Source organism: Bradyrhizobium viridifuturi (assembly GCF_001238275.1).
GTDB lineage: Bacteria > Pseudomonadota > Alphaproteobacteria > Rhizobiales > Xanthobacteraceae > Bradyrhizobium > Bradyrhizobium viridifuturi.
The window spans coordinates 1-20,252 of sequence record NZ_LGTB01000032.1; the positions used below are offsets into that span (position 1 = coordinate 1).

The window sequence follows — 20,252 nt, forward strand, 5'->3', positions numbered from 1 at the left end:
CAGCGGAGCCGTGGGCCGACCCCCATCCCGACCTTCCCCCTTTCATGGGGAAGGGGAAGCGGCCGGCCGCTGGAACTGCATAGCCCGGACATTGGTGGCCTTTGCTGGCCAAAAGTTAGCCCCTGTTCACCATTCAGCCACGGTTGGTATGCAACAACGGCGGGCCAACCTTGGGGGTTTTCACCTGTGAAACGGACGACGGTCGCCCTGTTCGGGCTTCTGGTGCTTGCCGGCTGCGCCGCGGACACCAAAATCCCGGAAGAACCGGCGATGTATCTCAACATGGCGCAGCCCGGTGCTGTCCTGGATAGCCAGGCCGCCGCGATCCTGTTTTCGCAGTACCGCCAGAACAACGGTCTCGGCATCGTCGTGGTCGATCCGGACCTGACCAGGCTCGCCGAGCAGCAGTCGCAGGCGATGGCCGCCCGCAACAAGATGGACCATGACGTGAAGGCCCCGCTCGGCAAGCGGCTGGAAGCCGGCGGCTACCCGGCGACCGTAGCGGTCGAGAACATCTCGGCGGGCTATCACACGCTCGCGGAAGCTTTTTCAGGCTGGCGCGACTCGCCGCCGCACAAGGCGAATATGCTCAAGAGCGGTGTCACAAAAATGGGCATCGCGGCCGTCTATGCGCCCAACACCAAGTACAAGGTGTTCTGGACGCTCATTCTGGCGGCAACCTGATTTCGATAAATTCCGCGTGATCTAACCCCTTCATCTCGCTGATTGACGCCGCGGCGAACAGCCGCCACGGTTGCGGCTCAAATCGTCTTTGAGCGAACGGTTACGAATGGATACTTCGGATTCCGCGCCGGCCTCGACGCCGGCGCAAGCGCAGCGGGTGCTGGTCCTTCAGGGCGGCGGCGCACTCGGCTCTTATCAGGCCGGCGCCTTTCAGGCGCTCTGTCACGCAGGCTTCGAGCCGGAATGGATCGCCGGCATCTCGATCGGCGCCATCAACGCCGCGATCATCGCCGGCAACGAGCCGGACAAGCGCGTGCCGAAGCTGAAGGAATTCTGGGAGATGGTCTCGGCGCCGGTGCCGTGGAATCCGGTCTCGAACCATGAGCGCGCCCGCTCGCTGTTCAACGAGACCTCTGCCGCCATCATCGCGACCTTCGGCGTGCCCGGCTTCTTCACGCCGCGGATTCCGCCGGCGCCGCTGTGGCCGCCCGGCAGCTCGCAATCGCTGAGCTATTACGACACCGCGCCGCTGAAGAAGACGCTGGAGCGTCTCGTCGATTTCGATCGCATCAACGATCTGAAAACGCGGCTGTCGGTCGGCGCGGTCGGCGTGACCTCGGGCAATTTCTGCTATTTCGACAATTACGAGTTCAAGAAGCGCGGCAAGAAAATCGGCCCCGAGCACATCATGGCCTCCGGCGCCCTGCCGCCGGGCTTTCCCGCCGTGGTGATCGAGGGCGAGCACTACTGGGACGGCGGCATCGCCTCCAACACGCCGCTCGACTTCGTGCTCGACGAGGAGACCAGCCGCGATCTCCTGATCTTCCAGGTCGATCTGTTCAGCGCCCGCGGCCCGTTGCCGGAGACGCTGCTGGAGGCTGCCGAGCGCGAGAAGGACATCCGCTATTCCAGCCGGACGCGGATGAACACCGACAAGAACAAGCAGGTCCACAATGCCCGCATGGCGGTGCGCGACCTGATCAGCAAGCTGCCCGATTACCTGAAGAACGATCCGTCGGTCGAACTGCTGCGCAAGGCTTCCAAGGAGAACACCGTCACGGTGGTTCACCTGATCTACAAGAGCAAGAATTACGAGAGCTCCTCGAAGGATTACGACTTCTCCCATGTCGGGATGGTCGAGCACTGGGGCGCGGGCGTCCGCGACGTGCATTTGTCGATGCGTCACAAAGAATGGCTAGAACGGCCACAGTCCGGGGAAACCATGGTGACTTACGATCTCACGGGGGACGAACCCACGCCCCCGCAGGCAAAATAGGAGCGACCGAATAATGGGTACATTGACAGGCAAGACCGCCGTTGTGACCGGCTCGACCAGCGGCATCGGATTGGCTTACGCGCGCGCCTTCGCGGGCGCCGGCGCCAATATCGTCCTCAATGGCATGGGCGTTCCGGCCGACATCGAGAAGGAACGTTCCGGCATCGAGACCGACTTCAAGGTGAAAGCCGTGCATTCGCCGGCCGACATGACCAAGCCGGCGGAGATCGCCGACATGATCGCGCTCGGCGAGAAGACCTTCGGTTCGGTCGACATCCTGGTCAACAATGCCGGCATCCAGTTCGTGTCGCCGATCGAGGAATTCCCGCCGGAGAAGTGGGAAGCGATCATCGCGATCAATCTGTCATCGGCGTTCTACGGCATCCGTGCCGCGGTGCCCGGCATGAAGAAGCGCGGCTGGGGCCGCATCATCAACACCGCCTCGGCGCACTCGCTGGTCGCCTCGCCGTTCAAGTCGGCCTATGTCTCGGCCAAGCACGGCATCGCCGGCCTCACCAAGACCGCGGCGCTGGAACTCGCGCAGTTCAAGATCACCTGCAACTGCATCTCGCCGGGCTATGTCTGGACGCCGCTGGTCGAGCACCAGATTCCGGAGACCATGAAGGCGCGCAACATGACCAAGGAGCAGGTCATCAAGGACGTGCTGCTCGCCGCCCAGCCGACCAAGGAGTTCGTGACCTCGGAGCAGGTCGCAGCGCTGGCGCTGTTCCTGTGCGGCGACGATGCCGCGCAGATCACCGGCGCCAACCTCTCGATCGACGGCGGCTGGACCGCGGAGTGATCCTCGCCTGGATTTGGCGGTGAAGGGCCGGCCCTGATTGGATCAGGGCCGGTTTTTTTATGGGATGATCGGCAGGCTTGCCGTCAGGCGTCCGATCCACTCTCTTTCGCAGGCTTTTGTTTCGCGGCTACCAGCCGCTCCATGCTCTTCAGGATATCAACCTCGTCCGCAGTGGAGCTCGCGTCGGGGGTGACTTCGATGGATGTGATCGCGGCCTCAGATATCTGCAGCTCAACTTCGGAGGCGACGTGCTGGTGGCCGTGCAATGCGTTTTCGATCGCATTCGCCATCGACAGCAATTCGTCCTGCGCCGCCTTCGGCCAGGATAGGACGCGATCAAACAGGTCTTTCAGGTCGGCGGCGGTCATGCGGCAACTGTATACCGCCGCGTCCGGCCGAAAGCTATGCCGCCGCCCGCCGCTTCCCGAATGCCAGCACGTGCAGGCCGAGGCGCGAGCGCACCACGTAGAACAACAGGATGGTCTCGAAGGTCAGCGACAGCGAGGTCGAGGCAGCGGCGCCCATGCCGCCGTAGCGCGGCACCAGCGCGATGCAGAGCCCGACATTCATGAGAAATGACACCGCATAGGCGGTCGCGCAAATGCTCTGGTGGCCAAGCATGTTCAACAGCCGCTCCACCGGCCCGATCGCCGAGCGTACCACGAGGCCGATCGCGGCGACGAACATGATGCTGTAGCCGTCGACGAATTTCGGGCCGAACAGCCAGAGCAGCGGCTTGCCGAACGCGAGCAGCGCGATGGTTGCAAGCAGCGATGGCCAGAACGTCCAGCTGATGGCGTGCGCGACATAGGCCGATAGCCGGTCCTTGTCGCCGAGCGCATGGTACTCGGCGAAGCGGTGCGCCGTCGTCGCCGACATCGCGTAGTGCACGAACGACACCAGCGCCAGCGTCTTCACCACGGCGAAATAGATGCCGACCTCCTCGGAGGAGCGGAATTGCTGCAGCATCAGCACGTCGGTGTAGCCGAGCAGCAAATAGAAGCTCTCGACCAGCATGATCGGCAGCGAGATCTTAAACCAGCCCTTGACGTCGTAGGTCTTCTCGCCCGGACCGTGATGGGCTGCGAGGCGGCGGTTCAGCACGATCATCTGGCCGATCGCCGCGATGTAGACGGCGGCTGCGCTCGCGATCATCGCGGCGGTGGCGCCGAGATTGAGGCCGAGCGCCAGCGCGCCGGCGGTGAGCGCGATGATCAGCCCCTGCCGCACGATGAATTGCGGCATCAGGCCGAGCTGCATCCAGTCATGCGCGCGCGAGATGCCGTCCTGGGTGTTGGCGACCACGAAGGGCGGCAAGGTCAGGCAGCCTATGTAGAGTGGCACGATCGCGTTGGGATCGATCCACGGCGAGGCAAGGTGGATCACGCCGGCGAGCAGCAGCGCCACCGTGCTGGATGCGGCAAGCACCACCCAGCGACCGCCGGAGAGGAAGCCGCGCAATGCGGCGAGGTCGCCGCGCGCGCGATATTCCGGGATGATCTTCTGCGAGGACGGCGCGATGCCGAAATCCATCGTGCTGCCGAGCAGCAGCACCCAGGTCCAGACATAGACATAGATGCCGTAGTCCGAGCCGCTCATCCAGCGCGCCAGCAGGATCTGCGCGAGATAGGCGATCGCGGCGCTGACGACGCGGATGATGAAGATCATGCCCGCGAGACGCTTGGTGACCGACGCCTCCTTGGTGCCGCCGAGCAGGCGCGCGACGAGGTCCCGCAGGCGTGCGACCACGCCCGATGGCGCAGAGGAATCGGCAGAGGATCCGGATTGTGTCTCCATCACAGCCAAGGCGGAAAATTCCCAAAACGCCGCAAGGCGGCAATGGCCCCCGATCTATCAACGAAACGTTAAGATTGGGTTGGGTGAGCGCTGTTCCCGCCTTGCGTCATCCCGGCCTAGTGCGCAATTGCGCACGGGAGCCGGGATCCATAACCACGGGGAACAGTTTGTGCGCACAGCTTCATCCCCAGCCTGCCTCAATCAGCCGCCGCGGACTATGGGTCCCGGCTCCTGTGCGCAATTGCGCACGAGGCCAGGACGACGATTGGAGAGGTGGGCGTCAGTTCAAATTGATATTGAATTCGTAGCTCTTGTCGCCGCCGACCAGGGTCAGCTTCAGCGCGGCGCCGTCCGCCTTGGCGCCGGGCGGCAGGCCGTCGAGCTCGAACGAGAAGCGCTTCACGCCCGGCGGCGCGTGCTCGACGAGTTTTGGCACCGGCAGCGCCCAGTCCGGCGTCGGCCCCTCGGCGAACAGGCTGAGGTCCTTGCTCTCCGGCGCGGTGACATCGACCAGCACGTTGTTGCCCTCGCGCTTGACGTCGCGGATCGTGAACGGCGTGGGATCGCCGATATTGGCGGGCTTCGGCACCGCGTTGAGCGCTTCCGACAGCGCCGCGTCCTCGGTCGAGGCGACGCTCGCGAACGCAAGCTCGGCTTTCGCTTCCACCGGCACGCACAGCTTCTCGCACACCGCGTAGCTGATGTCGGCGCGCAGCACCAACGGCTTGTCGGGATTCTTCGCGACGATGCGCAGTGGCAGCACCACCTGGTGCTTGTAGCCGAGCGAGGTGCCGCCGGCACCGTCGTCGAACCGGCGCGGCGCCGGCCACATCACCGTGACCGCGTCGACATTGTCCGATTTGGAGAAATCGAACCGCGGCGGCACGCCGGAATCGCCCGGCGTCCTCCAGTAGGTTTTCCAGCCGTCCTGCAACTGGAAAGCGATGCCGCCGAGCAGCACCGCGCCGCTGCGCGATCCCGCCAGCAGCCGCACCGCGGAATGGGTGTCCTGCTGCCACGGCGAGGCGTCGTCGGCACGAACCTCCGCTGCCACGGATGCGACGGATATCAAGGCGGCAACGCCAAATGCGGCACGCATGGGAACTGTGACGATCATGAGACGTCTTTACCTGCAACTTTGGTTGCAAACCATTGAATTGCTTGTGATGCACCGCCGCACTGCGGCCGATGGTTGATTGACAGAACCGCCACCCAATATCAGGATGCCAAATCAGCAGGAGAGGCCTTTGCGGATGCGCCCTGAAGGCAAAACAGGCAAGACTCGCAAGACCACCGCCGGCAGAAATCCGGCCGTCGGTCCCCATGCCACCGAAGATGGCTATCTCGATGGCCAGATGCTGATCGCGATGCCTGTGATGAACGACCCGCGCTTCGAGCGCTCCGTGATCTACATGTGTGCGCATTCGTCGGAAGGCGCTATGGGCATCATCGTCAATCGCCCGGCCGGCAGCATCGATTTCCCCGGACTGCTGGTGCAGCTCGACATCATCCAGAAGTCGGACCAGATCCAGCTGCCCGAGAACGCCGAGATGATGAAGGTGATGAAGGGCGGCCCGGTCGACACCGGCCGCGGCTTCGTGCTGCATTCCAGCGACTTCTACATTCAGGACGCGACGCTCAACATCGATGACGGCATCTCGCTGACCGCAACCGTCGATATCCTGAAAGCGATCGCCAAGGGCGCCGGTCCCAAGCACGCGATCCTCGCGCTCGGCTATGCCGGCTGGGCGCCGGGCCAGCTCGAGAACGAGATCCAGCACAATGGCTGGCTGCATTGCGACGCCGATCCGGAGCTGATCTTCGGCGCCGACGTCGACGAGAAATACGCCCGCGCCTTGCGCAAGATCGGCATCGAGGCGGGCATGCTGTCGAACGACGCCGGGCACGCGTAGGCTACGCTGACGTATCGACGACCTCTCCACATTCCCGCTGTCGTCCCTGCGAAAGCAGGGACCCATAACCACAGGACGTGGGATGAAGCGAGTTGGGGCCACAGCGTCGCGCAACAGCCGCGCCCTGTGGTTATGGTCCCGGGTCGCGCTTCCGCCTTCGCTCGTTGAGCTACGGCGGACAAGTCGCTTGCCCGGGACGACGGCCGTTGGTTTAGCTACGAGTGTCGCCGCTACTCCGCCGCTTCCTGCGCCACCGTCGGCTGGGTGCCGGCGACCGTGGCGCGGCGCATGTCGCGGGGCTGCGACTGGTCGTAGCGGCGCACGCGGTGCACGGTCTGGCGGTTGTCCCACATCACGAGGTCATGCAGCGTCCATTTGTGCACATAGACGAACTCGCTCTGCGTCGCGTGCTCGGTGAGGTCGCGCAGCAGCACCCGCGCCTCCGGCACGCTCATGCCCTTGATGGCGCCGGCATGCGACGACAGGTACAGCGACTTGCGGCCGTGCACCGGATGGGTGCGCACCAGGCGCTGCAGCACCGGCTTGAACATCTGCTTCTCTTCCTCGGTGTAGTCGAGGAAGCCGAGCGAACCGCGCGAATACATCAGCGAGTGCTCGCAGATCATGTCCTCGATCTCGGCCTTGGCTTCGTCGTCGAGCGCGTCATAGGCGGCGCGCATGTCGGCGAATTCGGTGTTGCCGCCCTTCGGGTTCACGACGCGTGCCGACAGCAGCGAGAATTTTGCCGGAATCGGCCGGAACGAACTGTCGGAGTGCCACAGGCAGTTGCCGAGATTGAACAGATGGGTGCGATGATCCTTCGGCAGCGGCTTGCCGTCCTTGCCGAGGTTGCCGACATCGTTGAGCCCGGACGAAAGGCGGTAGTCCTCCTTCTTCGTCACCGTGCCGCCGCGCGAGTGCTCGCGCTCGCCGAAATTCAGCGCGAACGCCATCTGCTGTTCGTCCGTGATGTCCTGGCCGTGGAAGACGAGCACGGCGTATTTGTCCATGCCGGCCTCGATGTCGGTCGCTTCCTGCTTCGTCAGCGGCTTGCGCAGATCGACGCCGGAAACCTCGCCGACGAAGTGCTTGTGAAGCTGCCGGATCAGGACCGTCATTGGCGTATCTCCCCGTATCGTGCGGGCTGTTGTCCCGCTTCGTCTGATTTGACGGAAAGGCTACTCCCGACGCGCGCGCTGTCAACGCTTCGCGGCCGAGCCGGCAGCGAATGCGGGTCAGGCATTCCGCGCCATCAACCCGCCGTCGACCGGGATCACGGCGCCGGTCAGGAACGATGCCGCGGGCAGGCACAGGCTCAGCGTCATGTGTGCCACCTCTTCCGGATCGCCGTAGCGCGCCAGCGCGGTGCGGCGCTTGGCGTAGATCGTCTTGTGCTCCTCGGAGATGCGGTCGGTGATGGCGGTGCGGATCGGGCCCGGACAGATGCAGTTCACCGTGATGCCTTCGCGTCCCAGTTCCACCGCCAGCGAGCGGGTCAGGCTGGTGACGCCGCCCTTGGCCGCGGAATAGGGGCTGTGCAGGCCCGTCGCACCCAGAGCTTCGGTCGAGGCGATGTTGACGATGCGCGGCGAGCGCGACTTGCGCAGGTACGGCAGTGCGGCGCGGATGATGCGCGGATGCGCCGTCAGCATCACGGCGATGCCCTTGGCCCAGGCGTCCTCGTAACCGGGATCGTCGATCGGCACCCGCACCGAGATGCCGGCATTGTTGACGACGATGTCGAGCCCGCCGAAATGCGCGGCGACGTCGTTGACGACCCGCGTGATGGCGTCGCGATCGCTGACGTCGAGCGTCCAGGCCTTCGCCGAGCCGCCGCTCGCCGAAATCTCTTTCGCCACCGCCTGCGTGCCTTCTTCGCTAAGATCGGTGACAGCGACATTGGCGCCTTCATCGGCGAACACGCGCGCGGTGGCGCGGCCCATGCCGCTGGCGGCGCCCGTGACGAGAACGGTGAGGCCCTTCACCGAACGGCTGAGCTGCTTGTATTCGGACACGACGGACCTCCCGTTGATTTCTTGCGTTGTGAGACCGGCAACGCTGGCACCGATCCGCAGAGACGTCAAACCGGCGTTCCCTGATCGCCGCGCACGCAGCGCGTTAACGCAAGTCCGCCGTTGGCTTTTCGCGAAGGATCATGCTCAATCAAGAAAACAGCAGAGAGGAAACGCGATGAACGAGCTCGATTTCAGCGGCAAGCAGGTACTGGTGGTCGGCGGCTCCAGCGGCATCGGTAACGGCATCGCGCAGGCCTTCCGTGGCAAGGGCGCGCGCGTTGCCGTGTACGGCACCCGCGCGCGGGCGAGCGATTATTCCGCTGAAGAGGGCTCGGATCTCGATGGCCTTTCCTATGCGCAGCTCGATGTCTCTGATCCGCAGGCGATCGAGAACCTCGCACCGTCATTCGATCGGCTCGACGTGCTGGTGTTGGCGCAAGGCGCGGTGATTTACCGCCGCGGGGAATTCGAGATGGAGGGCTTCCGCAAGGTGCTCGAAGTCAATCTGATGAGCCTGATGGCCTGCGCCACCAAATTCCACGCGATGCTCACCGCCAGCAAAGGCTCGCTGATCATCGTGAGCTCGACGGCGGCCTATCATTCCACCATGGGCAATCCGGCCTACAACGCCTCGAAGACCGGCGCGGTCGGGCTGACGCGCACGCTTGGCGAGGCGTGGGCGGAGAACGGCATCCGCGTCAACGGCATCGCGCCGGGCCTCGTCGACACCAAGATGACCAAGGCGACGACCGCCAATCCCAAGCGTCTCGAAGGCGCGCTCGGGCGCATTCCGCTGAAGCGTCTCGGCACGCCCGCCGACATGGCCGGCGCCGCTTTGTTCCTGGCCTCGCCGCTCGCTTCCTACATCGTCGGCCAGACCATCGTCGTCGACGGCGGGCTGATCCTTTAGCCGCAGGAACTTGCGCGGGGTTCGGCGGTTGGCTCCCTGACAATTTCAGGGAGCAGTCGTGATGGACAAGGATCGGATTTTCGGGACGGCGAAGGAGTTCGCGGGCAAGGCCGAAGGCGCAATCGGCGATGCGACCGGCGACGCGCAGACACAGGCCTCGGGCCGCGCGCGCGAAGCCGCCGGCACCGTGCAGGATCTCTACGGCCAGGCCAAGGATGCCGCGCGCGACGCCGCCGACACTGCGGTCAATTATGCCAAGGATGCTTATGAGCATCGCGGCGAGACCATCCGCGGTGGACAAAAGGCCATGGCAAGATCGGTGCAGGACAATCCGCTCGGCGCGCTGCTGATCGCCGGCGGCATCGGCTTTGCGCTCGCGCTGTTGATGACGCGCCAGCCGCGCCGCCCGCCGCCGTCACGCTGGCGCTACTACGGCTGAGATATCTCATCCACCGTCATTGCGAGGAGCCAACGGGTCGCGCGTAGGCGCGCCGGATGACAGGCTCCGCGACGAAGCAATCCATTTCTCCACTGGCGGAGCGATGGATTGCTTCGTCGCGGAGCCTGTCATCCGGCGGCGCCTCGCGCCGACCGGGTGGCTCGCAATGACGTGGATGTAACTTCGCTTCCGCCGCTTACTGCCAGGGATTTCCCGGCCCTGCGGCGCGCTGTCCGACGCTGCGTGGCGGACGCGGCGGCGGGGCCACCAGCGGGCGCTGCTGCGGCGCGCCGAAGCCGAAGAAGTCGCGCAGCCAGGGCTGCGTCTGCGGCTGCTGTTGCGGTTGGGCCTGGGCCGGACGGAACACGCGCCTCTGCGGCTTCGGCGCGGTGATGATCGAACCGTCGGGCGCGATCGCCGTGGTCGAGGGCGGCGGGTTGGCAGGTCCTCCGGCCGCCGGCGCAGCCGGCGTCACCGCGGCAACCGGCACGTCGCCCTTGGCCTGCTCGCGCCCGATCTCGCGGCGCGGCCAGGCGAAATCGTCGGCGCGGCCGGCCGGCGGCGCCAAGGCCTCGCCCTTCACCAGCGTGCGCGCGGCGAGTGCATCGACGGCGGCAGGCCGCGAGCCGGGACCGCCGAGCAATTGATCGGTGCCGACCGTGGAGGCGACCAGTGGCAGCACGGGGCCCGCCAATGGCCGCGGCGCCGGCTTGCCGGGCTCGGTGCTGGTCTCCGGCGTTGCCGGTTCGCTCGGCAGCGCGATCGGGCCGGTTCGCACCGCGAGCAGGCGCGTCACCTCGCGCTCGACATAATGCGCGAGCTTGCGTGCGCCGGCCTTGGTGAAGAACACGCCGTCGTCGGAGCGCAGCTTGCGCGGCTGGCCTTCGAAGTCGGGGCCCTTCGGCATGAAGCGGCCGGCCTCGTCGACAAAGCCGTCCCAGACGTCGACATAGGTGATGCCGGCCTTGCCGGCGCCGTCGCGATACAGCGCGTCGAGGAACAGCATGTCCGACGTGCCCTTCTGGCCGCGGATCGCAGGCAGGCCAACCCACAGCACCGGCACGCCCTTGCTCTTCAGCACGTTGATCAGCTCTTCGATCTTCTTGCCGTAGAGCTCGACCCAGCGGTCGTCGCGGAATTCATAGAGGCCGTTGGGCGAACGCGCGGTCTTTTCCGGCGCGGCCTGCGAGTCGCTCTCGGCGTCGTCTGCCGGCGGCTCGGTCTCGGCCGGCTTGTTGTCGGCCTTGGCTTCAGCCTTGCCGTCGGTCTTGGCGGCGGCATCGGGCTTGTCGCCCGGCTTGGCGTCCGGCTTGCCGCGCGCGTCCTTCTTCTCGTCCTTCTTGTCGACCTTCTTCTCCACCGCCGATTCGCGGATCGCGGTGCGGTCGTTGAGGCCGAGCATCACGACGATGGCGTCGGGGTTCTCGGTGGCGAGAATGCCCTTGGCGGCGGCCGCCCAGTCCGCCGGGTCGCCCTTGGGCTGATAGCGGATCAGGCCGGAGACCGTCTTGTGCTTGCGGATCACGCCCATATCGGGCTGATCGGAATAGGCATCCTCCAGGCCGTAGGCGAGCCAGTCGGCCATGGCGTCGCCGATCACCAGCACGTTGCGCTCGGCTGCAGCTTCGCGCTTGGCCGGCGGCGGCGCCCGCGAGAAATCCTCGCGCGGCCGTTGCGGCTGTGATTGCGGCGCTTGCTGCTGGAACGGTGCAAAGAAATCACCGCCGAACCAGCCGCCACCGCCGTGCTGCGGCGGAGCGCGGCGCTGCGGCTGCGGCTGTCCACCGCCGAAGCCGGGGAAGCCGAAGAACTGCGCCGAGGCGGGCTGCGCGATGCCGATCAACAGCGCGAGCGCCACCGCCAGCGCGACCAGCGGCCCGGCTTCGGTGAATAGGCGCAGGAAGGACTTCGGCTCTCGCATCGGGTTCGGTCGCAAATGATCTGGAAGCAGGCGAGCATATTAGCGGAATCGGGCCGCAAGCGGGCAGCTTTTCCACCATAAATCGGGTGCCTCCGGTCGCCGTCAAGGCGAACAGCAAATATCGGATTTCACAGTTACTTTTCGGGGGAGAGGGGGCCTATGGGGCAATATGGCCGCCGGCCTACCGCCCCCGCAGCCGCTCCAGCACTTCAGCGGTGGCAAAGCCGTCGGCCGGCGCCCCGATCGAGACCTGGAATCCGCGCAGCGCCTCGCGGGTCTGGCCGCCGAACTGGCCGTCGGGCGTGCCTTTGTAGAAGCCGCGTTGGGCGAGCAGCTGCTGCAGTTCCAGCCGCTCGGCGCGCGACAGCACCCGCTCCTGGCGCGGCCAGGGCTGCACGAAGGGCTGACCGCCGCGCAGCCGATCGGCGAAATGACCGATCGCGAGCGCGTAGGCCTCGGCCGGGTTGTACTTCATGATCACCCGGAAGTTCTGCAGCATCAGGAAGCCCGGACCCTCGGCGCCCGCCGGCGCCAGCAGATAGGCCTTGTCGGAGGGCCGCGGGAACGGCTGGCCGTTCGGTCGCTTGACGCCGAGTTGCTCCCATTGCGACAGCGGCATCGCCTTGGCTCGGTCGGCCAGCATGTAGTTCAGGCCTTGCGGCAGCACGACCTCGTAGCCCCAGCTCGCGCCGGTCTGCCAGCCATCCTTCTTCAGATTGTTGGCGGTCGAGGCGATCAGGTCGCTGGGATTATCGACGACGTCGCGGCGGCCGTCGCCATCGCCGTCGACGGCATAGCGCTTGAACGCGGTCGGCATGAACTGGGTCGGGCCAAATGCGCCGGCCCAGGAGCCGCGCATCTGCTCGGGCCTGAGATCGCCGCGGTTGAGGATTTCGAGCGCCGACAGGAACTCGTCCTTGAAATAGGCCTGGCGGCGACCGATGCAGGCGAGCGTCGCGGTCGACTGCACCACGCTGCGATCGCCCATCTGGGTCGAGTAGTTCGACTCGATGCCCCAGATCGCCGCGATGATATAGCGATCGACGCCATAGGCCTTCTCGGTCGCGTCGAACTGCGGCTTGTACTTCGCAAGGACCTCGCGGCCCTTGGCGAGCCGCGCGTCGCTCACCAGGATGTCGAGATAGTCCCAGATCGCCTTGGTGAACTCCGGCTGCGAATCCAGCAGATCCATGATGCGCAGATCGGGCTGCAGACCCACGGTGAAGCGCTCGAAATTCTGCTGCGTGATGTTGCGCCGCGCAGCATCCGGCCACATCGCCGCGACGCAGTTCGGGAAGTCCGATGCGCCTGGCGGATCGCGGCGGCGGTCATCAGCGGATGGCCAGAGGCGCCGTCCTCGCCGCTCCAGGGTGGGGCTGCACCGTCCTGACCGGTCGCGGCCTGCGGCGGCGTCGCGTTCGGTCCCGAGAAGATGCTGTCGATCAGGTTGGTCAGGCCGTTGCCTGCCGACTGCGCTTGGGTGCTGCCCGGCAGCAGCAGGGCCAGCGCGACAAGGCTCGTGCTGAAAAGCTTGGTCCGCGGTGTTCCGGTCGAGCGCATTGTCGTGTGCCTGTCAAAATCGTGCCGCCTCAGAAGGCCCCGTCACGGTTTCCAATATCTTAACAATGGGCGGCATTTTGGGCGTGACGAAATCGCGCGCAGTTGTTTGACCGGGACAAATTGTCCGACGTCATCAACCCGTCTTCGTCTGGTCTCTGAGGCCGGCCAAAATACCTTCGGCATTCTCAAAGCAGTCGCCGCCGGGTGACGTGGCTTCGATCCGGGCGATCACGGCCTCAAGCCCGGCCTGGGTCTCCGACAATCGGCGCCGCAAGGCCTCGACCTCGGCCACCTTGGTCTTCAGCGCGGCCACCAGCCTGTCCTTGCTCCAATCTCCCTTGCCGTGCGGCGGCAGCAGGTTCCGGATCTCGTCGAGCGAAAATCCGGCCTGCTGGGCCATCACGATGATCTCGAGGACCTGCCTGGTGCCGCGCGAATACTGCCGATAGCCGTTTAAGCCGCGATCGATCGAGCCGATCAAGCCCTGCCGCTCATAGAAGCGGATGCGCGACGGCGCGAGGCCGGACTCCCGAGCCAGTTCCCCGATCTTCACTGGTGATCCCCTCGTGCTTGACCTTAAAGTTAACTTTAAGGTTATGGTCTGCGGCGATCAACAAGGAAATTGGCTGATGTCGCCCTTCGAGTCCCTGACCCTGCCCAATGGAAGCAGCATTCCGAACCGCATCGCCAAGGCGGCGATGGAGGAGAACATGGCTGACGGCGGGCATTTCCCGTCGGCCGAATTGCTGCGCCTCTACCAGGCCTGGGCCGACGGCGGCGCCGGCCTCATCATCACCGGCAACGTCATGATCGATCGCCGCGCCATGACCGGGCCCGGCGGTGTCGTGCTGGAGGACCGCACCGGGCTCGAGCCGTTTCGAAACTGGGCGCGCATCGGTCAGGCCAAGGGCGCGCAAATCTGGATGCAGCTCAATCATCCGGGCCGCCAGATGATGAAGAATCTCGGCCAGCAAACCCTGGCGCCGTCCGCCGTGGCGCTCGACCTCGGCAAGCATTCGAACCTGTTTGCGATGCCAAGGGCGATGACCGAGCAGGACATCCATGAGGTGATCGCCCGCTTCGTCAGCGCCGCGCGCCTCGCCGAGCGCGCCGGCTTCTCCGGCGTGCAAATCCATGCTGCGCACGGCTATCTGCTCAGCCAGTTCCTGTCGCCATTGACCAACCAGCGCACCGACCGCTGGGGCGGTTCGCTCGAGAACCGGGCGCGACTGTTGATCGAGACCGTCAAGGCGGTGCGCGCGGCGGTGTCGCCGGGTTTCTCCGTTGCGGTCAAATTGAACTCGGCCGATTTCCAGCGCGGCGGCTTCGATGCGCTGGATGCGAAGTCCGTCGTCGAGATGTTGAACGGGTTGTCCGTTGATCTCGTGGAGTTGTCGGGCGGCAGTTACGAGGCGCCGGCGATGCAGGGCGATGCGCGCGATGGCCGCACGCTGGCGCGCGAGGCCTATTTCCTCGACTTCGCGCGCGATATCGCCGCGGTCGCCAAAATGCCGGTCATGGTCACCGGCGGCATTCGCCGGATCGGCGTCGTGCAGCAGGTGCTCGACAGCGGCGTCGCCGTCGCCGGCATCGCCACCGCGCTGGCGATCCGGCCGGACCTGCCGAACGCCTGGCGTCGGGGTGAGGATCTGCGGCCAGAAGTCGCGCCGATCAACTGGAAGAGCAAGCCGATGGCCTCGCTGGCCGCGATGGCCGTCGTGAAATTCCAGTTGCGGCGGTTGAGCCGGGGCCGCACGGCCAATCCGAACGTTTCGCCGCTGAAGGCGTTGTTGTTAGCCCAGCTCCGCACCGCATCGCTCACCCGCAAATATCGTCGCTGGATCGCGTCATCCGCTGCCGCGACCGCCGCATCCGGCGGCGTGACGGCCCCATCGCGCGCGGTCGGGATGCCGCGATAGACGGAACACTCGGGCGGACGCCGCTGGGGTGGAAATGCGGAACGCGTGCATCACACATCCGCCTTTGTTCTCGGCTGCAAAAACGGTTACCAAGGTGCGATTAAATCCCGCGCCGCCGTCCCACCCGTTTTCAAGGCCTCCGATAATCCCATGAAGATCCGCAAAGCCGTATTTCCCGTCGCCGGTCTCGGTACCCGCGTGCTGCCCGCCACCAAGGCGATGCCGAAGGAGATGCTGACGATCGTCGACAAGCCGCTGATCCAGTACGTGGTCGACGAGGCGAGGGAAGCCGGCATCGAGCACTTCGTGTTCGTCACCGGCCGCAACAAGGGCGTCATCGAGGATCATTTCGACCGCATGTTCGAGCTCGACACCACGCTCGCGCAGCGCGGCAAGAAGACCGAGCAGGACATCCTGGCGCAGAACCAGCCGGAAGCCGGCGCGATGAGCTTCACCCGGCAGCAGGCGCCGCTCGGGCTTGGCCATGCGGTGTGGTGTGCGCGCGACATCGTCGGCAACGAGCCGTTCGCCGTGGTGCTGCCCGATGAGCTGGTGCTGAACACGCCGGGCTGCCTGAAGCAGATGGTCGAGGCGGCAAACAAGCTCGGCGAGAAGTCGAACGTGATCGCGGTCGAAGCGGTGCCGGACGAGCTCACCCATCAATACGGCATCTGCGGCGTCGGCAAACGCACCGGCAACATCTTCGAGGTCGACGGCATGGTCGAGAAGCCGCCGAAGGGCACCGCGCCGTCGAACCTGTCGATCACCGGCCGCTATATCCTGCAGCCCGAGATCTTCAACATCCTGGCGACGCAGGAGCGCGGCGCCGGCGGCGAGATCCAGCTCACCGACGCGATGATCGGGCTCGCCAAGACGCAGAAATTCTACGGCGTCGAGTTCGAGGGCGAACGCCACGATTGCGGCTCCAAGCCCGGCTTCCTCCGCGCCAACATCGCCTTCGGCCTCAAGCGCCCCGAACTGCGCGACGGCCTGATCGCCGAGATGAAAAAGTATCTGGAGAAGTAGGGGGGCGTAGATCCGGGGCCCTGCCATGGGCGCCGGAACGACAGCTTCGTAGCAACCATCATGATCTGACGGTTGCTAGGGACTGCGCCCACAAATTCGGTGTCGTCCCTGCGAAAGCAGGGACCCATAACCACCGAATCTCATTGTTGCGCGATGCTGGAACGACGAGTCCCGTTCACAACATCCGCCGCGGAGTATGGGCGGCGTCCACTCCAAGACCCAGCCGCGATCACCCGGCCTTGCGTCGCGCCGCGCGCTTCGCCGGCTCCTTCGCGCCGTCCTGCTTCGGCGCGCGCAGCTCGCGGGCCGCGAGCGAAACCACCTCGGCGATCTGCTGCAGCTGCGAGGCCAACGGCGAGGTCTTGCGCCAGACCATGCCGATGGTGCGCGAGGGCTGCGGATGCTTGAAGCGCGAGACCGTGACCGGGGCCGATCGGGTCTCCACCATCACCGCCATCTCGGGGATCAGGGTGACGCCGATGCCCGCGCCGACCATCTGCACCAGCGTCGACAGCGAGCTCGCATCCAGCACCTCGCGCGGCGGCGAGGACTGCATGTTGCAGAACGACAGCGCCTGGTCGCGGAAGCAATGGCCTTCCTCGAGCAGCAACAGCCGCATCTCGCGCAGCATCTCGGCGCTCGGCACCGGCGTCTTGGCATCCTCGCCCGGCCGCACCAGCAGGAAATTCTCCGAGAACAGCGCGACCTCGGTCAGCGACGGCTCCGACACCGGCAGCGCCACGATCGCGGTGTCGAGCCGGCCCTCGGCGACCTCCTTGATCAGCTTCGGCGTCAGCGTCTCGCGGACATGGATGTCGAGCTCGGGATGCAGCCGCGCCAGCGTCTCGATCACCTTCGGAAGCAGATAGGGCGCGATGGTTGGGATCATGCCGACGCGCAGCCGTCCGGCGAGCTTGTCGCGCGAGGCGCGCGCGAAGTCGCCGAGCTCGTCGACCGAGCGCAGGATGTCGCGCACGCGATGCAAAAGTTCCTCGCCGAAGCTCGTCAGCGTGACCTGCCGCGCGCTGCGTTCGATCAGGACGCCGCCGACCGCCTGTTCCATCTCGCGGATCTGCATCGACAGCGCCGGCTGCGACACCGCGCAAGCGTCCGCGGCGCGCCCGAAATGCCCGTGGCGCGCCAGCGCATCGAAATACCTCAGTTGCCGGAGTGTGACATTTATCATCAGATTATCTTATTGCCGCGATCATTAAAGTCAATTTCACCTGATGGATTGAGGCGCGTAGAATCACTCTTGGAAGAGCTCCAGCACATTCCAGAATCCATCACCTCGGAGAAAAAACATGGACGCAAAAACCGACGAAGGCGCGGGCAAATGCCCATTTTCGGCAGCCCCTCGCGGACACACGAATCGTGACTGGTGGCCGGAGACGCTCGACGTTCAGGTGCTGCATCACAACTCCAGCCTGTCCGATCCGATGGGCAAGGGCTTCGACTACGCCAAGGAATTCAAGACCCTCGACCTCAACGCCGTGATCAAGGACCTGACGGCCCTGATGACGACGTCGCAGGAATGGTGGCCAGCGGACTTCGGCCATTACGGCGGCCTGATGATCCGGATGGCCTGGCACTCGGCGGGCACCTACCGCATCAGCGACGGCCGCGGCGGCGCCGGTGCCGGTCAGCAGCGCTTCGCCCCGCTCAACAGCTGGCCTGACAACGCCAACCTCGACAAGGCGCGCCGGCTGCTGTGGCCGATCAAGCAGAAATACGGCCGCAAGATCTCGTGGGCCGACCTGTATGTCCTCGCCGGCAACGTCGCGCTGGAATCGATGGGCTTCAAGACCTTCGGTTTTGCCGGCGGCCGCGCCGACGTGTGGGAGCCGGAAGAGTTGTATTGGGGGCCGGAAGGCACCTGGCTCGGCGACGAGCGCTACAGCGGCGAGCGCCAGCTCTCCGAGCCGCTCGGCGCCGTGCAGATGGGCCTGATCTACGTCAATCCGGAAGGCCCGAACGGCAACCCCGATCCGGTCGCTGCCGCGAAGGACATCCGCGAGACGTTCTTCCGCATGGCGATGAACGACGAGGAGACCGTCGCGCTGATCGCCGGCGGCCACACCTTCGGCAAGACCCACGGCGCGGGTGATCCGTCGCTGATCGGGCCGGAGCCGGAAGGCGGCGCGCTCGAGGATCAGGGCCTCGGCTGGAAGAGCAAGTTCGGCACCGGCGTCGGCGCGGATGCGATCACCGGCGGCCCCGAGGTCACCTGGACCCAGACGCCGACGAAGTGGAGCAACCACTTCTTCGACAACCTGTTCAAGTATGAATGGGAGCTGACCAAGAGCCCGGCGGGTGCGAAGCAGTGGAAGGCGAAGGGCGCGGCTGCCGACATTCCGGACGCGTTCGATCCGTCGAAGAAGCACGTCCCGACGATGCTGACCACGGACCTCTCGCTGCGCTTCGATCCGGCCTATGAGAAGATCTCGCGCCGGTTCTACGAGCATCCGGATCAGTTCGCGGATGCCTTCGCCCGCGCCTGGTTCAAGCTCACGCATCGCGACATGGGCCCGATCCAGCGCTACCTCGGCCCGCTGGTGCCGAAGGAGACGCTGATCTGGCAGGACCCGGTTCCGGCGCTCGATCACGCCGTGATCGACGACAAGGATATCGAGGTGCTCAAGGCGAAGATCCTCGCTTCGGGTCTGTCGGTCTCCGAACTGGTGTCGACCGCCTGGGCTTCGGCCTCCACGTTCCGCGGTTCGGACAAGCGCGGCGGCGCCAACGGTGCGCGCATCCGTCTCGCCCCGCAGAAGGACTGGGATGTCAACGAGCCGGCACAGCTCAAGACTGTGCTGTCCAAGCTCGAAGCCATCCAGAAGGAGTTCGGCAAGAAGGTCTCGCTCGCCGACCTGATCGTGCTCGGCGGCGCGGCTGCGATCGAGAAGGCGGCAAAGGACGGCGGCACCATTGTGAAGGTTCCGTTCACGCCTGGCCGTACCGATGCGACGCAGGAGCAGACCGACGCCCACTCCTTCGCTCCGCTCGAGCCGCTGGCTGACGGCTTCCGCAACTACATCAGCGGCAAGCGTCAGTTCATGCTGCCCGAGGAGGCGTTGGTCGATCGCGCGCAGTTGTTGCGGCTGACCGGACCGGAGTTGACGGTTCTGGTCGGCGGCCTGCGTGTGCTCGGCGCCAATGCCAAGAAGTCGAAGCATGGCGTCTTCACCGGCAAGCCGGGGACGCTGACCAACGACTTCTTCCTCAACCTGCTCGACATGGGCACGGTGTGGAGCGATGCCGGCAAGGGCGTCTATGAGGGCCGCGACCGCAAGACCAAGGCGGTGAAGTGGACCGGCACCCGCGCCGACCTGATCTTCGGCTCGCACTCGCAGCTGCGCGCGTTCGCCGAAGTCTACGGCTCGTCGGATGCCAGGGAGCAGTTCGTGAACGACTTCGTCGCGGCCTGGGCCAAGGTGATGAACGCCGATCGCTTCGACCTCGTGAAGTAAGCGGCCGGCAACGGCAGTAGGGACAGGGCGGTGCTTCGGCGCCGCCCTGTTTCGTTTCGGGGACGCTGGTTTGAAGGCGAAGGGCCTTCCGCGCTTTCCTCAGTCGTGCAGTTTCATATCCCGGATCATCTCCTCGAACTCCGCCCGCGTCGGCACCGCCAACGGTGCTTGCTGCGCGCTGCTTGCTACGGTGGGACCGTCACACTGCGAGGCGTCGCGCCGAGGCTCGAGGATTGCGGTCAGGCTGGCCCAGCAGACGAACAGCGCTACGATCCAGTCCAGTACATTGGTTGCCGTCATGGCGGCACCGGTATCAGCATTTCCATGCGCCGATGGTGCAGCCGACGTGTCCCTTGCGCAATTCGGAAGCTACGAAACGCAACTTCGGCAAAACCGAGAGCCGCATCGGAAGTGCGCTCCCTCTCCCGCTTGCGGGGGAGGCGTGGGGTGGGGGTCTGCTCCACGAGTCGCATCGCGGAGAGAGCCCCCACCCGCATCGCATGCCATGCGATGCGACCTC

18 protein-coding genes and 1 pseudogene are annotated in these 20,252 nt (G+C 65.4%); 9 read left to right on the plus strand and 10 right to left on the minus strand.

Annotated elements, in window-relative coordinates:
- The first annotated feature begins 186 nt into the window (after nt 1-186).
- The 3 genes from ALC15_RS26505 to ALC15_RS26515 all read left to right on the plus strand — a co-directional run bounded on the left by ALC15_RS26505 (nt 187) and on the right by ALC15_RS26515 (nt 2,762).
- Entirely contained in the window at nt 187-684 is a 498-nt protein-coding gene (locus tag ALC15_RS26505; RefSeq protein ID WP_050629821.1) for a CAP domain-containing protein, read from the plus strand.
- Between the two features lie 106 nt (nt 685-790).
- Nucleotides 791-1,960: a DUF3734 domain-containing protein gene (locus ALC15_RS26510; RefSeq protein WP_050629822.1), complete on the plus strand. Its 1,170-nt coding sequence runs from the start codon at nt 791-793 to the stop codon at nt 1,958-1,960.
- A 13-nt stretch (nt 1,961-1,973) separates the two neighbouring features.
- Nucleotides 1,974-2,762, plus strand: a complete 789-nt coding sequence (locus tag ALC15_RS26515; RefSeq protein WP_021076374.1) for a 3-hydroxybutyrate dehydrogenase — start codon at nt 1,974-1,976, stop codon at nt 2,760-2,762.
- An 83-nt stretch (nt 2,763-2,845) separates the two neighbouring features.
- Here the strand turns inward: ALC15_RS26515 and ALC15_RS26520 are convergent, their stop codons facing one another.
- The 3 genes from ALC15_RS26520 to ALC15_RS26530 all read right to left on the minus strand — a co-directional run bounded on the left by ALC15_RS26520 (nt 2,846) and on the right by ALC15_RS26530 (nt 5,676).
- The gene (locus ALC15_RS26520) at nt 2,846-3,130 is read right to left on the minus strand and encodes a hypothetical protein (protein WP_050629823.1); all 285 of its coding nucleotides are present in this window, start codon (nt 3,128-3,130) and stop codon (nt 2,846-2,848) included.
- A gap of 34 nt (nt 3,131-3,164) precedes the next feature.
- On the minus strand, nt 3,165-4,559 hold the full coding sequence (locus ALC15_RS26525) for an oligosaccharide flippase family protein (protein WP_094194112.1): 1,395 nt from the start codon (nt 4,557-4,559) through the stop codon (nt 3,165-3,167).
- Nucleotides 4,560-4,839: 280 nt separating this feature from the next.
- Complete coding sequence (locus ALC15_RS26530) at nt 4,840-5,676, minus strand: protein-disulfide reductase DsbD domain-containing protein (protein ID WP_050629825.1); 837 nt, start codon at nt 5,674-5,676, stop codon at nt 4,840-4,842.
- 136 nt (nt 5,677-5,812) lie between these two features.
- Here ALC15_RS26530 and ALC15_RS26535 point away from each other — a divergent pair, with 136 nt between their 5' ends.
- Nucleotides 5,813-6,472: a YqgE/AlgH family protein gene (locus tag ALC15_RS26535; RefSeq protein ID WP_050629826.1), complete on the plus strand. Its 660-nt coding sequence runs from the start codon at nt 5,813-5,815 to the stop codon at nt 6,470-6,472.
- Between the two features lie 230 nt (nt 6,473-6,702).
- On the opposite strand, the gene ALC15_RS26540 is transcribed toward ALC15_RS26535, so the two are convergent.
- A complete protein-coding gene (locus ALC15_RS26540) occupies nt 6,703-7,590 on the minus strand; it encodes a TauD/TfdA dioxygenase family protein (protein ID WP_050629827.1) in 888 nt (295 codons plus the stop codon).
- Nucleotides 7,591-7,707: 117 nt separating this feature from the next.
- On the minus strand, nt 7,708-8,487 hold the full coding sequence (locus ALC15_RS26545; protein WP_050629828.1) for an SDR family NAD(P)-dependent oxidoreductase: 780 nt from the start codon (nt 8,485-8,487) through the stop codon (nt 7,708-7,710).
- Nucleotides 8,488-8,662: 175 nt separating this feature from the next.
- On the opposite strand from ALC15_RS26545, the gene ALC15_RS26550 reads away from it, so the two are divergent.
- On the plus strand, nt 8,663-9,397 hold the full coding sequence (locus ALC15_RS26550) for an SDR family NAD(P)-dependent oxidoreductase (protein WP_050629829.1): 735 nt from the start codon (nt 8,663-8,665) through the stop codon (nt 9,395-9,397).
- Between the two features lie 61 nt (nt 9,398-9,458).
- Nucleotides 9,459-9,836: a CsbD family protein gene (locus tag ALC15_RS26555; RefSeq protein WP_050629830.1), complete on the plus strand. Its 378-nt coding sequence runs from the start codon at nt 9,459-9,461 to the stop codon at nt 9,834-9,836.
- A gap of 196 nt (nt 9,837-10,032) precedes the next feature.
- On the opposite strand, the gene ALC15_RS26560 is transcribed toward ALC15_RS26555, so the two are convergent.
- The 3 genes and pseudogenes from ALC15_RS26560 to ALC15_RS26570 all read right to left on the minus strand — a co-directional run bounded on the left by ALC15_RS26560 (nt 10,033) and on the right by ALC15_RS26570 (nt 13,870).
- Nucleotides 10,033-11,757 carry an SGNH/GDSL hydrolase family protein gene (locus ALC15_RS26560; protein ID WP_050629831.1) on the minus strand — a complete coding sequence of 575 codons (1,725 nt, stop codon included), beginning with the start codon at nt 11,755-11,757 and terminating at the stop codon, nt 10,033-10,035.
- A gap of 181 nt (nt 11,758-11,938) precedes the next feature.
- Nucleotides 11,939-13,317, minus strand: a pseudogene (locus tag ALC15_RS26565) (lytic murein transglycosylase).
- Nucleotides 13,318-13,450: 133 nt separating this feature from the next.
- Entirely contained in the window at nt 13,451-13,870 is a 420-nt protein-coding gene (locus tag ALC15_RS26570) for a MerR family transcriptional regulator (protein ID WP_050629832.1), read from the minus strand.
- A 76-nt stretch (nt 13,871-13,946) separates the two neighbouring features.
- Here ALC15_RS26570 and ALC15_RS26575 point away from each other — a divergent pair, with 76 nt between their 5' ends.
- Both ALC15_RS26575 and galU read left to right on the plus strand, forming a co-directional pair.
- A complete protein-coding gene (locus ALC15_RS26575; RefSeq protein ID WP_050629903.1) occupies nt 13,947-15,236 on the plus strand; it encodes an NADH:flavin oxidoreductase/NADH oxidase family protein in 1,290 nt (429 codons plus the stop codon).
- Between the two features lie 150 nt (nt 15,237-15,386).
- On the plus strand, nt 15,387-16,262 hold the full coding sequence (gene galU, locus ALC15_RS26580) for a UTP--glucose-1-phosphate uridylyltransferase GalU (RefSeq protein WP_050629833.1): 876 nt from the start codon (nt 15,387-15,389) through the stop codon (nt 16,260-16,262).
- A gap of 229 nt (nt 16,263-16,491) precedes the next feature.
- Here galU and ALC15_RS26585 read toward each other — a convergent pair whose 3' ends face one another.
- Complete coding sequence (locus tag ALC15_RS26585) at nt 16,492-17,448, minus strand: hydrogen peroxide-inducible genes activator (RefSeq protein WP_050629834.1); 957 nt, start codon at nt 17,446-17,448, stop codon at nt 16,492-16,494.
- A 118-nt stretch (nt 17,449-17,566) separates the two neighbouring features.
- Between ALC15_RS26585 and katG the strand changes: the two genes are divergently transcribed.
- Nucleotides 17,567-19,732: a catalase/peroxidase HPI gene (gene katG, locus ALC15_RS26590; protein ID WP_050629835.1), complete on the plus strand. Its 2,166-nt coding sequence runs from the start codon at nt 17,567-17,569 to the stop codon at nt 19,730-19,732.
- A 99-nt stretch (nt 19,733-19,831) separates the two neighbouring features.
- Here katG and ALC15_RS26595 read toward each other — a convergent pair whose 3' ends face one another.
- A complete protein-coding gene (locus tag ALC15_RS26595) occupies nt 19,832-20,032 on the minus strand; it encodes a hypothetical protein (protein WP_050629836.1) in 201 nt (66 codons plus the stop codon).
- Nucleotides 20,033-20,252: the final 220 nt, after the last annotated feature.

What these genes read in the sequence shown, in the direction of transcription:
- ALC15_RS26555 (WP_050629830.1), top strand. Translation starts at nt 9,459, where the DNA reads ATGGACAAGGATCGGATTTTCGGGACGGCGAAGGAGTTCGCGGGCAAG.
- ALC15_RS26560 (WP_050629831.1), bottom strand. Translation starts at nt 11,757, where the DNA reads ATGCGAGAGCCGAAGTCCTTCCTGCGCCTATTCACCGAAGCCGGGCCG.
- ALC15_RS26585 (WP_050629834.1), bottom strand. Translation starts at nt 17,448, where the DNA reads ATGATAAATGTCACACTCCGGCAACTGAGGTATTTCGATGCGCTGGCG.
- ALC15_RS26530 (WP_050629825.1), bottom strand. Translation starts at nt 5,676, where the DNA reads ATGATCGTCACAGTTCCCATGCGTGCCGCATTTGGCGTTGCCGCCTTG.
- ALC15_RS26525 (WP_094194112.1), bottom strand. Translation starts at nt 4,559, where the DNA reads ATGGAGACACAATCCGGATCCTCTGCCGATTCCTCTGCGCCATCGGGC.
- ALC15_RS26520 (WP_050629823.1), bottom strand. Translation starts at nt 3,130, where the DNA reads ATGACCGCCGCCGACCTGAAAGACCTGTTTGATCGCGTCCTATCCTGG.
- ALC15_RS26535 (WP_050629826.1), top strand. Translation starts at nt 5,813, where the DNA reads ATGCGCCCTGAAGGCAAAACAGGCAAGACTCGCAAGACCACCGCCGGC.
- katG (WP_050629835.1), top strand. Translation starts at nt 17,567, where the DNA reads ATGGACGCAAAAACCGACGAAGGCGCGGGCAAATGCCCATTTTCGGCA.
- ALC15_RS26575 (WP_050629903.1), top strand. Translation starts at nt 13,947, where the DNA reads ATGTCGCCCTTCGAGTCCCTGACCCTGCCCAATGGAAGCAGCATTCCG.
- ALC15_RS26510 (WP_050629822.1), top strand. Translation starts at nt 791, where the DNA reads ATGGATACTTCGGATTCCGCGCCGGCCTCGACGCCGGCGCAAGCGCAG.
- ALC15_RS26515 (WP_021076374.1), top strand. Translation starts at nt 1,974, where the DNA reads ATGGGTACATTGACAGGCAAGACCGCCGTTGTGACCGGCTCGACCAGC.
- galU (WP_050629833.1), top strand. Translation starts at nt 15,387, where the DNA reads ATGAAGATCCGCAAAGCCGTATTTCCCGTCGCCGGTCTCGGTACCCGC.
- ALC15_RS26550 (WP_050629829.1), top strand. Translation starts at nt 8,663, where the DNA reads ATGAACGAGCTCGATTTCAGCGGCAAGCAGGTACTGGTGGTCGGCGGC.
- ALC15_RS26540 (WP_050629827.1), bottom strand. Translation starts at nt 7,590, where the DNA reads ATGACGGTCCTGATCCGGCAGCTTCACAAGCACTTCGTCGGCGAGGTT.
- ALC15_RS26595 (WP_050629836.1), bottom strand. Translation starts at nt 20,032, where the DNA reads ATGACGGCAACCAATGTACTGGACTGGATCGTAGCGCTGTTCGTCTGC.